This is a genomic window from Ideonella sp. BN130291 (genome assembly GCF_036231905.1).
Lineage (GTDB): Bacteria > Pseudomonadota > Gammaproteobacteria > Burkholderiales > Burkholderiaceae_C > CAMLIZ01.
The window spans coordinates 1-9,799 of record NZ_JAZARE010000006.1 but is presented as its reverse complement, the minus strand read 5'-3'; the positions used below and the strand labels follow the sequence as shown (position 1 = coordinate 9,799).

11 protein-coding genes are annotated in these 9,799 nt (G+C 69.5%); 8 read left to right on the top strand and 3 right to left on the bottom strand.

Features of this window, described 5'->3' with window-relative positions; genetic code table 11:
* Window positions 1–17 precede the first annotated feature (17 nt).
* The 4 genes from VPH43_RS13650 (at window position 18) to VPH43_RS13635 (ending at window position 3,048) form a co-directional block, all read left to right on the top strand.
* The gene (locus VPH43_RS13650; RefSeq protein ID WP_328578269.1) at window positions 18–185 is read left to right on the top strand and encodes a hypothetical protein; all 168 of its coding nucleotides are present in this window, start codon (window positions 18–20) and stop codon (window positions 183–185) included.
* Window positions 186–317: 132 nt separating this feature from the next.
* Window positions 318–1,388: a ribosome small subunit-dependent GTPase A gene (gene rsgA / locus VPH43_RS13645; protein WP_328578268.1), complete on the top strand. Its 1,071-nt coding sequence runs from the start codon at window positions 318–320 to the stop codon at window positions 1,386–1,388.
* 19 nt (window positions 1,389–1,407) lie between these two features.
* A complete protein-coding gene (locus tag VPH43_RS13640; protein ID WP_328578267.1) occupies window positions 1,408–2,112 on the top strand; it encodes an AraC family transcriptional regulator in 705 nt (234 codons plus the stop codon).
* A gap of 102 nt (window positions 2,113–2,214) precedes the next feature.
* Window positions 2,215–3,048, top strand: coding sequence for a DMT family transporter (locus VPH43_RS13635; RefSeq protein ID WP_328578665.1), 834 nt, complete (start codon window positions 2,215–2,217; stop codon window positions 3,046–3,048).
* 19 nt (window positions 3,049–3,067) lie between these two features.
* Here the strand turns inward: VPH43_RS13635 and VPH43_RS13630 are convergent, their stop codons facing one another.
* The 3 genes from VPH43_RS13630 to VPH43_RS13620 form a co-directional block, all read right to left on the bottom strand.
* On the bottom strand, window positions 3,068–3,583 hold the full coding sequence (locus VPH43_RS13630) for a TlpA disulfide reductase family protein (protein ID WP_328578266.1): 516 nt from the start codon (window positions 3,581–3,583) through the stop codon (window positions 3,068–3,070).
* A 57-nt stretch (window positions 3,584–3,640) separates the two neighbouring features.
* A complete protein-coding gene (locus tag VPH43_RS13625; protein ID WP_328578265.1) occupies window positions 3,641–4,795 on the bottom strand; it encodes a hypothetical protein in 1,155 nt (384 codons plus the stop codon).
* A gap of 179 nt (window positions 4,796–4,974) precedes the next feature.
* The gene (locus VPH43_RS13620; protein ID WP_328578264.1) at window positions 4,975–6,216 is read right to left on the bottom strand and encodes a CaiB/BaiF CoA transferase family protein; all 1,242 of its coding nucleotides are present in this window, start codon (window positions 6,214–6,216) and stop codon (window positions 4,975–4,977) included.
* 51 nt (window positions 6,217–6,267) lie between these two features.
* On the opposite strand from VPH43_RS13620, the gene VPH43_RS13615 reads away from it, so the two are divergent.
* From VPH43_RS13615 to ptsP, 4 genes are all read left to right on the top strand, one after another.
* Window positions 6,268–6,792 carry a hypothetical protein gene (locus VPH43_RS13615; RefSeq protein WP_328578263.1) on the top strand — a complete coding sequence of 175 codons (525 nt, stop codon included), beginning with the start codon at window positions 6,268–6,270 and terminating at the stop codon, window positions 6,790–6,792.
* Between the two features lie 24 nt (window positions 6,793–6,816).
* Complete coding sequence (locus tag VPH43_RS13610) at window positions 6,817–7,266, top strand: PTS sugar transporter subunit IIA (RefSeq protein ID WP_328578262.1); 450 nt, start codon at window positions 6,817–6,819, stop codon at window positions 7,264–7,266.
* Complete coding sequence (locus tag VPH43_RS13605; protein WP_328578261.1) at window positions 7,235–7,504, top strand: HPr family phosphocarrier protein; 270 nt, start codon at window positions 7,235–7,237, stop codon at window positions 7,502–7,504. Before VPH43_RS13610 ends, VPH43_RS13605 begins: the two co-directional genes overlap by 32 nt.
* Before the next feature lie 106 nt (window positions 7,505–7,610).
* Entirely contained in the window at window positions 7,611–9,395 is a 1,785-nt protein-coding gene (ptsP, locus tag VPH43_RS13600; protein WP_328578260.1) for a phosphoenolpyruvate--protein phosphotransferase, read from the top strand.
* Window positions 9,396–9,799: the final 404 nt, after the last annotated feature.

Sequence of the window (9,799 nt, the reverse complement as noted above, 5' to 3'; positions counted from 1 at the left end):
CCGGCAAGGTTGCCGGCATGTTGCTGTTGCGCATCGGCTTTGTGCAGGCGTTGACCGCGCCCGCTCCGGCTGCCACACTGCGCGCTCTTTTTCAACCTTCAACTTCCGGAAAGGGGACCGCCATGGATGCCTATACGACGCCTGAGCTTGGCCTCACCGGAATGCTCTCGGCCACCGCGCCTTGACGAGCCGCCCTGCCACGCAGGGCTCGCATTTCTGACTGCCCGGTTGTTCCGGGAGCCTTCCGTCATCACCCTTGTGACGCTGCCCGCCTTTGCGCGCGCAGCACGATGGATTTCTCCAGGAATTGACCTGACATGCAGAAACTGCAATTCGAAGCATTGCGCCGCATCGGCCTGACCTTGGCCGTGGCGCAGGAACTGATCCACCTGCTGGAGCAGCATCCCGGCTGCATCCCCGTGCGGGTGACCGAGGTGCACCGCGAAACGGTGCGCCTGGACGACGGCACACAAGACCTCCCCGCGCGCCGCATGCCCAGCCTGGCGCGCGGCCTGGCCGACCAGGACGACGCGGTCGCCGTGGGCGACTGGGGCCTGGCGCGTTGCGACGCCCATGGCGACTGGTGGCTCACCCACTGCCTGCAGCCCTTCAGCGCACTGGTGCGGCGCGATGGGGACGGCCTGCGCCACATCGTGGTGAGCAACGTGGACACCGCCTTGCTGGTGATGGGGCTGGACCTGGACTTCAGCCTGCGCCGCATCGAGCGCTTCCTCGCGCTGGTGCAGGCCAGCGGCGTGCGCCCGGTGGTGGTGCTGAGCAAGCCGGACCTGTGTGCCGACATGCCGCGGGCATTGGCGCAGTTGCAGGCCCGCCTGCCGGCCGACGTGCCGCATGTGGTGCTCGACGGCCGCAACGCCGCAGCGGCCGAAGTGCTGGCGCCCTGGCTCGCGCCGGCGCAGACGCTGGTGCTGCTGGGCTCCAGCGGCGCCGGCAAGTCCACCCTCGCCAACACCCTCATGGGCCATGCCGTGCAGGAGACCGGCGCCACCCGCGAGGGCGATGGCCGCGGCCGCCACACCACCACGTCACGTTCGCTGCACCGCCTGCCCGGCGGCGCCTGCCTGATCGACACGCCGGGCGTGCGCACCTTGCGGCCGGATGCCAGTGAGGCCAGCCTCGCGGCCAGCTTCAACGACGTGGCCCGGCTGTCGCTGCAATGCCGCTTCCGCGATTGCCAGCATCGGGGCGAACCCGGCTGCGCGGTGCGCGAGGGGGTGGACGGCGACCGCCTGAACAACTTCCACAAGTTGCAACGCGAGATGCGGCGCGACACCCTCACCGCGCTGGAGCGGCGCCAGCAGCTCAGCGAATGGAAGGCGCGTGGCCGGGCCGGGCGGGCCAACCTGCGGGCCAAGCGCGGTGAGTGAGGCGCGTATGCTGGGCGCCATGCAACCGCTGCCCGACACTCGCCTGAGCCTGCGCCACTACGGCGCATCTCCCGGCAGCCATGCGCACGAACACTTCCAGGTGCTGTGGGGCTGGCAGGGCGTGCTGGAGCTGGACATCGAAGGCCGCGGGGCGCGCATGACGGCCGGCCGGGTGGCGGTGATTCCGCCCGGCGCGCGCCATGATTTCTGGGCCGGCCGCCGGCCACGCGGTCCGCACGCGCAATGCTTCGTGCTGGACAGCAGCGATCCGCGGCTGGAGCGCCTGGCCGGCCGGGTGCTGGACACGCCTGCCGGCTTGCCCGGGCTGCTCGGTTTCCTGCAGGCGCTGCAGGCCGACGATGCCTGGCTGCAGGCGGCCACACCGCTGCTGCTGCAGTCCCTGTGGGCAGGTGGATCGGCGCCGGCGGGGGCGGCGCGCGGGCGCCGGATCGACTGGCCGCAGCTGCAGCACTGGGTGGACTCGCACCTGTCGCTGCCACTGGACGTCGCCGCGCTGGCGGCGCAAGTGCACCTGAGCCCCAGCCAGTTCGCCGCGCGCTGCGTGGCGCAGCACGGCCTGCCGCCGCTGGCGTGGGTGCGCGAACGCCGCCTCGCATGCGCACGCTCGCTGCGCCAGCAAGGCCTGCCGGTGGACGAGGTGGCCGCGCGCTGCGGCTACCGATCCGCATCCGCGCTGATCGCCGCTTTGCGCCGCGCCGGCTGAAACCGGCGTCGCGCGACAGCCGGCCGGTGTGGCGCGACACCGCGCCGCCCGCGCTGCCGCTACGCTGGGCGCATGTCCGCCGTCCCCCTGCCTTCGTCGCGCCTGCATGCCAACCTGTTTGCGCTGGGCGCCATCGCCCTGTGGGCCAGCCTGGCCTCGCTCGGCGTGTCGCTGGCCCATGTGCCGCCGTTTCTGCTCACCGGGCTGGCCCTGCTGATCGGCAGCGTGCCGGCCTGGCCGCACTGGCGCGCGTGGAAGGTGAGCCGTGGCGCGCTCGCGCTTGGCGTGTACGGCCTGTTCGGCTTCCATTTCCTGCTGTTCATCGCGCTGCGCCATGCGCCGCCGGTGGAGGCCAACCTGGTCAATTACCTGTGGCCGCTGCTGATCGTGGTGATGGCGCCGCTGTGGCTGCCCGGCGTGCGGCTGCGTCCGGTGCATTGGCTGGCCGGGCTGCTGGGGTTTGCCGGCGCGGCCTTGGCCATCGTGGGCGGGCGCTCGCTAGAAGGGGGCCTCGCCTGGGGTTATCTGCCGGCGCTGGGCTCGGCCTTCATCTGGGCCAGCTATTCGCTGGGCACCCGGCGCCTGGCAGAGCAAGGCCGGTCGTTTCCGACCGCCGCCATCGGACTCTTCGGCGCCGTGTCGGGCGTGTTGTCACTGGCTTGCCACGTGGCGCTGGAGCCGGCGGCCGAGCTGTCGCTGCGTGACGGGCTGCTGGTGGCGGCCATGGGCCTGGGCCCGCTGGGCGCCGCGTTCTTCCTCTGGGACAAGGCCTTGAAGGGCGGCGATCCGCGCACGATCGGCGTGTTGAGCTACCTCACGCCGCTGGCGTCCACCGCCTTGCTGGCGCTGACCAGCGGCAGGCCGCTCACGCTGGTGCTGGCGGCCGCGGCGGCCATGATCGTCGGTGCCGCGGGGCTGGCCTTGCGCGCGGACTGAGGCCGCGCGCTGCCGGTTCTCAGGCGCGTTCGGCCAGCAGCTGCTCCAGCAGCACGTGCAGGGCGTTGAAGTCCGGTTCGCCGACGAAGCGCTTGACGATCTCGCCGCGCTTGTTCACCACGTAGGTGGTGGGCGTGAGGCGCACGTCGCCGAAGCCCTTGGCGATGTCGCCGGTGTTGTCGATGGCCACCTTGAACGGCAGCTTGCGGCTTTCCGCGAAGTTGGCCACATACGCCGGCGGGTCGTAGCTCATCGCCACGGCCAGGGTGTCGAAGCCGCGTGCCTTGTACTTCTGGTGCGTGGCCACGATCTGCGGCATCTCGTGCACGCAGGTCGAGCAGCTGGTGGCCCAGAAGTTCACCAGCGTCACCTTGCCGCGCAGCTGGGCGGTGTTGCCCTGGGTGCCGTCGAGCAGGGTGTAGTTCACCGCCGGCACGGGGTCGTAGCTGTTGAGCGACTTGTAGGTGAGCGCGCCCCCCACGCCGAGGGCGACGACCACCGCCGCGGCGGTCAGGATGCGGGGAGAAAGCTTCATGTGAAACGCCTTGTACAGCAGCCGGCCAGTTTACGGCAGCCGCTGTATTGGGGGCGCCTACAGGCCTTTGGAGAGCTCGAAGACCAGCACCGAGGGCAGGGCGCTGTGCAGCCCTTCGCGCCCCACCCGCGCCACCGGCGGGCCGCCGAAGCCGGACACCTGGAAGACGTCCCCTTCTTCAACGATCTCCACGAACACCAGGTCGGGCACTTCCTGCTGGATCTCCTGGCGCAGGTGCTCCAGGCGTTCGCCGCCCAGCACCGCCTCGTAGACCACCGCGTGCGGCAGGCCGCCGCTGCAGAACTCGCGCGCCTCGTCGATGGAGGTGACGAAGTCCAGGATCAGGCCCATGTGGGCGATCGCTTCGCGCACCTGGCTGCGCACCTCGCGCCGCGACGCCACCACCAGCACGTGGCTGCCGGCCAGCGGCTTGGAGTTCAGCGAGGACGGGAAACCGTGGTCGATCTCCACCGCGCTCACGCCTTCCAGCTCGCGGTTCACGGTGCGCGGGAAGACCAGCGTGGCCGTGCTTTCGATGCCGGTTTCCTCGCGCTCGACCTTCAGCCCCATGGTCCACGCTGCCTGCTGCACCAGGTGCCAGGCCAGGCTGTCCAGCGAGGGCAAGGGTTCGTCGGGTGGCAGGTCACCGGCCGGGCGGAAGGCGAAGCGGCATGCCAGCCGCGCCTGCACCGGCCAGGTGGTGTGGTCCAGCCGGAGGTCGATGGTGGAGCGGGCATGTTCTGCGCACCAGTCGAGCAGGGCGTTGAACATGGCGAACAGCAAGGAGGCGTCGGCGATCACTTCGGCCGGCTTGAGCGCCTGGCGCAGCGGCAGGCCGCGGGCCTGCAAGTCGCGGCCGCGCTGCACCAGCACGTCCTTCAGCAGCTGGGTGAGGTTCAGGCGCTCATGGCTTTGCCGCACCCGGCCGGACGCAAAACGCGCCAGCTGCTGGCCCACCATGCCGGCCCGGCGCGCGGCTTCGACCTCGTCGCGCAGGGCACGCAGGCTCTGCCGGTCGATCTTGCCGGTGGTGGTCAAGGCGGTGATGCGTTCCATCGCCGCGGTGAGCGGGCCCGCGATCTCGCTGCCCACCAGGGTGAGCAGCGCACGCCAGCGTTCCGCCCCGGCGGCGTCCGCTGGCGGCGCCACGGGCGCTCCGGTGATGTGGGCCTCGTTGGCCGATGCGTCGCGGCTGCGGTCAGATTCGAACATGTGGGTGCACTTCCCTGGACGCCAAGGACATCAGGCGCTCCGGTGGCGGCCGCTGCGGTGGCAGGGCCTGCGGCGGGTCGCCGGCCGTGGCTGCGCGGGCGTCGATGCTGTGCGCCGCCCCAGGCAGGCGTCCATCCCCGGAGTCGGGGGCAACGGCCATGCCGCCAGCCGCGGTGCCATCACACCACGCGCTGCTGCCGCAAGGCGGACAGTTCGGAAGCGCTCACCCCGAACTCGGCCAGCACCTGCTCGGTGTGCTCGCCCAGCAGCGGCGGCGCCTGCCGGTACTGCACCGGCGTGGCGGACAGCTTGATCGGGCTGGCTACCAGGCGCAGCTCGTCGGTGAGCGGATGCGGCACCGGCACCGTCATGCCGCGCCCCTGCACCTGCGGGTCGCTGAACACCTCCGCCAGCGAATTGATGGGGCCGCAGGGCACCTTGGCGGCTTCCAGCGCGCTCAGCCAGGCCTGCCGGCCGCGCTGCTTCATCACCTCGGCCAGCAGCGGCACCAGCACGTCACGATGGCGCACGCGGTCGGCGTTGGTCTGGAAGCGCACATCCTGCGCGAGCTCCGGGCGACCGGCGACTTCGCAGAACTTGGCGAACTGGCCGTCGTTGCCCACCGCCAGGATCATGTGGCCGTCCGCCACCTCGAACACCTGGTAGGGCACGATGTTCTGGTGCGCATTGCCCATGCGCCGGGGCGCCACGCCGGTGGTCAGGTAGTTGGCGCCCAGGTTGGCCAGCATGGCGACCTGGGTGTCCAGCAGCGCCATGTCGATGACCTGGCCTTCGCCAGTGGCGTCGCGGTGGCGCAGTGCGGCGAGGATGGCCACCGTGGCGTACAGGCCGGTGAACAGGTCGGCCACCGCCACGCCCACCTTCTGCGGGCCGCCGCCGGGCAGGTCGTCACGTTCGCCGGTCACGCTCATCAGGCCACCCAGGCCCTGGATCGCATAGTCGTAGCCCGCGCGCTCGCGGTAAGGGCCGGTCTGGCCGAAGCCGGTGACCGAGCAATACACCAGGCGGGGGTTCAGTTCGCGCAGCGAGGCGGCGTCCAGGCCGTAGCGCGCCATGTCGCCGACCTTGAAGTTCTCGATGAAGACATCGCACTGGGCCGCCAGCGTGCGGATCAGCGCCTGGCCGGCGGGCTGGGCGATGTCCACCGTGATCGAGCGCTTGTTGCGGTTGGTGCCCAGGTAGTAGGCCGCTTCCGCCGTGTCGGCCCCGTCCCGGTCCTTCAGGAAGGGCGGGCCCCAGCCGCGGGTGTCGTCCCCGCAGCCGGGCCGCTCGACCTTGATGACGTCGGCACCCAGGTCCGCCAGGGTCTGGGTGCACCAGGGGCCGGCGAGCACGCGGGACAGGTCAAGCACGCGCACGCCGTTCAGCGCGGCCGGAGTGTCGGATGAAGGCACGGTCATGGCGCCGATTGTGCGATGCGCCTTTGCGGCAGCCACTTGATAATCGTCCGGATGCAAAGATTCCTGCGCGGGGTGTGGGGCGCGCTGGCCTGCGCATCCCTGGCGGCGTGCGCGCCCGAACTCAACTGGCGCGAGGTGCACCCTGAAGGCAGCGGTGCGGTGGCCATGTTCCCCTGCAAGCCCAGCCATGAGGTGCGCCAGGTGCCGCTGGCCGGTGCCCCGGTGCGGCTGGCGATCGTGGCCTGCCGCAGCGGCGATGTGATGTTCGCCGTGAGCCATGGCGATGTGGCGGAGCCCGCCCGCGTGGGGCCGGCGCTGCAGGCGCTGCGGGCGGCGGCGTTGTCCAACCTGAACGGCGCCGTGGCGTCCGAGCATCGTGTGATGGTGCCCGGCATGACGCCCAATCCCCAGGCCCAGGCGCTGGAGGTGCAGGGGCGCCTGCCCGATGGCCGGGCCGTGCACGAGCGCCTGGCGTTCTTCTCGAAAGGCACCCGTGTGTTCCAGGTCACGATGTTTGGCGCGGCCCTGGATGCGGAAGCCACCGAAACCTTCTTCGGCGGCCTGCGATTGCCGTAAGCTCGATAATCGCTGCATTGCACCATGACCGGCCTGCTCATCATTGCCCATGCCCCGCTGGCTTCCTCGCTGAAGGCCGTTGCGGAGCATGCGTTCCCGGACTGTGCAGCCTCCCTGCAGGTGCTGGACGTGGCGCCGGCGATGACGCCCGACGACATCGAGGCCCAGGCGAGGGTGCTGCTGAACCAGGTGCGCCAGCCCGAGGCCCTGATCTTCACCGACGTGTTCGGCGCCACGCCCTGCAACGTGGCCCAGCGCCTGGCCGACGGCCTGCTGGTGAAGGTGGTCACCGGCGTGAACGTGCCCATGTTGTGGCGTGCGCTGTGTTATGCCGCCGAGCCGCTGGACGCGGTGGTGGCCCGCGCGGTGGCCGGTGCCACCCAGGGCGTGATGCAGGTGGCCGTGTCCCGGCCGCAGAACCAGGCTTTTTCCCCCGGAGCCCATGATCAAGCGCAGCATCACCATCAGCAATAAGCTCGGCCTGCACGCCCGGGCATCGGCCAAGCTCACCAAGCTGGCCAGCAGCTTCAGCAGCGACATCCACATGAGCCGCAACGGCCGGCGGGTCAATGCCAAGAGCATCATGGGCGTGATGATGCTGGCCGCCGGGCTGGGCGCCGAGGTGGAGATCGAAACCGAGGGTGCGGACGAGCAGGCGGCCATGGACGGCCTGCTGGCACTCATCAGCGACAAGTTCGGCGAAGGCGAGTGAGCCTGTGAACTGAGCGGCTGCCGGCCCCTGCAAAGGTTTGCAGGTGGGCCCGCGCTGAGGTGCAACCCGAGGGCCCGTGGCCGCGCCCGCTGCTACAGTCGTTTGCATGAGCATTCAGGTGTTCGGCTTGCCGGTGTCCCGGGGCGTGGCCATCGGCCGCGCGGTGCTGATCGCATCCAGCCGTGTCGACGTCGCCCACTACTTCGTCGACGGATCGCAGATCGAGGGTGAGATCGAGCGCCTGCGCACGGCGCGCGACCTCGTGGCCGGGGAGCTGACCGTGCTGCAGCGCGACTTGCCGGCGGAGGCGCCGCCCGAGCTCTCGGCCCTGCTCGATGTGCACCTGATGCTGCTGCATGACGAGACGCTCACCGGCGCCACCAAGCACTGGATCCGCGAACGCCACTACAACGCCGAGTGGGCGCTGTCGGCGCAGCTGGAAGTGCTGGCACGCCAGTTCGACGAGATGGAGGACGAGTACCTGCGCGAGCGCAAGGCCGACCTGGAGCAGGTGGCGGAGCGCCTGCTGCGGGCGCTGGCGCGCGGTGGCGGCAGCGCGCTGGTGCCGGCCGCGGCACAGGCGCGCGATTTCGGTGGCGAGGATCCGCTGGTGCTGGTGGCCAACGACATCTCGCCCGCCGACATGCTGCAGTTCAAGCGCAGCGTGTTCACTGGGTTTGTCACCGACGTGGGTGGCAAGACCTCCCACACCGCCATCGTCGCCCGCAGCATGGACATTCCCGCCGTGGTGGGCGCGCGCGAGGCCAGCCACCTGATCCGGCAGGACGACTGGGTCATCATCGACGGCGACGCCGGCCTGGTGATCGTGGACCCCTCGCCCATCGTGCTGGAGGAATACCGCTTCCGCCAGCGCCAGAGCGAGCTAGAGCGCGCGCGCCTGAACCGCCTGCGCCACACGCCCGCCGTCACGCTGGACGGCCAGCCGGTGCAGCTGATGGCCAACATCGAGCTGCCTGGCGATGCGCCGGCGGCGTTGGAGGCTGGGGCCGTGGGCGTCGGCCTGTTCCGCACCGAGTTCCTCTTCATGAACCGCACCGGCGACCTGCCCGGGGAAGAGGAGCAATTCGAGTGTTATCGCACCGTGGTGCAGTCGATGAAGGGCCTGCCGGTCACCATCCGCACGGTGGACGTGGGTGCGGACAAACCGCTGGACCGCATGTCGGTGCAGGAGTTGCGCCACGAACATGCGCTCAATCCCGCACTCGGTCTGCGGGCCATCCGCTGGAGCCTGTCGGAGCCCAGCATGTTCCGCCAGCAGCTGCGCGCCATCCTGCGTGCGAGTGCTTTCGGCAAGGTCCGTCTGCTGCTGCCCATGGTGGCCCACCTCAGCGAGATCCGCCTCACCCTGGAGGCGCTGGCCCGCGCCAAGCAGCAGCTGGCGGATGCCGGCCGGCCGTTCGTCGACGTGGAAGTCGGGGCGATGATCGAGGTGCCGGCGGCCGCGCTGATGCTGCCCACGTTCCTGCGCTACTTCGACTTCGTGTCGATCGGCACCAACGACCTGATCCAGTACACGCTGGCCATTGACCGCGCGGACGAAGCGGTGGCGCACCTGTACGACCCCTGGCACCCGGCAGTGCTGCGCCTCATCGCCGAAACCATTGCGCAAGCCAACGCGGCGCGCAAGGACGTGAGCGTCTGCGGCGAGATGGCGGGGGACCCGCAGTTCACCGAACTCTTGCTGGCCATGGGGCTCCGCAGCTTCTCGATGCATCCCGCGCAGATCGCGGCGATCAAGCAGCGTGTGCTGCGCGCCGACACGCGGCGCCATGCCAGCGTGCTGCAGCGCGTGCTGGCCGCGGACGATGCGGAGACTGAGTGTCGCCTCGCCTTCCAGCGCAGCGAGCAGCCGGCGGCCGTGACGATCTGAACAATTTTTGCGAGAGTGCTTTACAGGCCGCAAAACGTGGTGCTATAGTCGAGGGCTTCGCTGATCACAGCGTTTGACGCGGGCAAGGCCAGCAGCAAACAAAACGGTCAGCGAAAAAGAGAGCCGAAGTGCTTGACAGGTTTTTAAGAAACGCGTCATAATCTCATCTCTCTGCTGAACACAAATTCAGCAAGCGCAGCAAGCAACGGTTTGCAGCGAAGTTCTTTAAAAACATACAGCCGATAAGCGTGGGCGTTTGAGGGCGAGAGGCCAAGAGGAATCGAAAGGTTTCTCGAGGTCTGATGGACCTTAAACGCTCATAGAAGTGAAGTTCACTTCAATTCTTTGAGTAATTTATCAAGATCGAACTGAAGAGTTTGATCCTGGCTCAGATTGAACGCTGG

Excerpts from the sequence above, each read along its gene's own strand:
- VPH43_RS13650 (WP_328578269.1), top strand. The coding sequence starts at position 18 with ATGTTGCTGTTGCGCATCGGCTTTGTGCAGGCGTTGACCGCGCCCGCT.
- rsgA (WP_328578268.1), top strand. The coding sequence starts at position 318 with ATGCAGAAACTGCAATTCGAAGCATTGCGCCGCATCGGCCTGACCTTG.
- VPH43_RS13640 (WP_328578267.1), top strand. The coding sequence starts at position 1,408 with ATGCAACCGCTGCCCGACACTCGCCTGAGCCTGCGCCACTACGGCGCA.
- VPH43_RS13630 (WP_328578266.1), bottom strand. The coding sequence starts at position 3,583 with ATGAAGCTTTCTCCCCGCATCCTGACCGCCGCGGCGGTGGTCGTCGCC.
- VPH43_RS13625 (WP_328578265.1), bottom strand. The coding sequence starts at position 4,795 with ATGTTCGAATCTGACCGCAGCCGCGACGCATCGGCCAACGAGGCCCAC.
- VPH43_RS13620 (WP_328578264.1), bottom strand. The coding sequence starts at position 6,216 with ATGACCGTGCCTTCATCCGACACTCCGGCCGCGCTGAACGGCGTGCGC.
- VPH43_RS13615 (WP_328578263.1), top strand. The coding sequence starts at position 6,268 with ATGCAAAGATTCCTGCGCGGGGTGTGGGGCGCGCTGGCCTGCGCATCC.
- VPH43_RS13610 (WP_328578262.1), top strand. The coding sequence starts at position 6,817 with ATGACCGGCCTGCTCATCATTGCCCATGCCCCGCTGGCTTCCTCGCTG.
- VPH43_RS13605 (WP_328578261.1), top strand. The coding sequence starts at position 7,235 with ATGATCAAGCGCAGCATCACCATCAGCAATAAGCTCGGCCTGCACGCC.
- ptsP (WP_328578260.1), top strand. The coding sequence starts at position 7,611 with ATGAGCATTCAGGTGTTCGGCTTGCCGGTGTCCCGGGGCGTGGCCATC.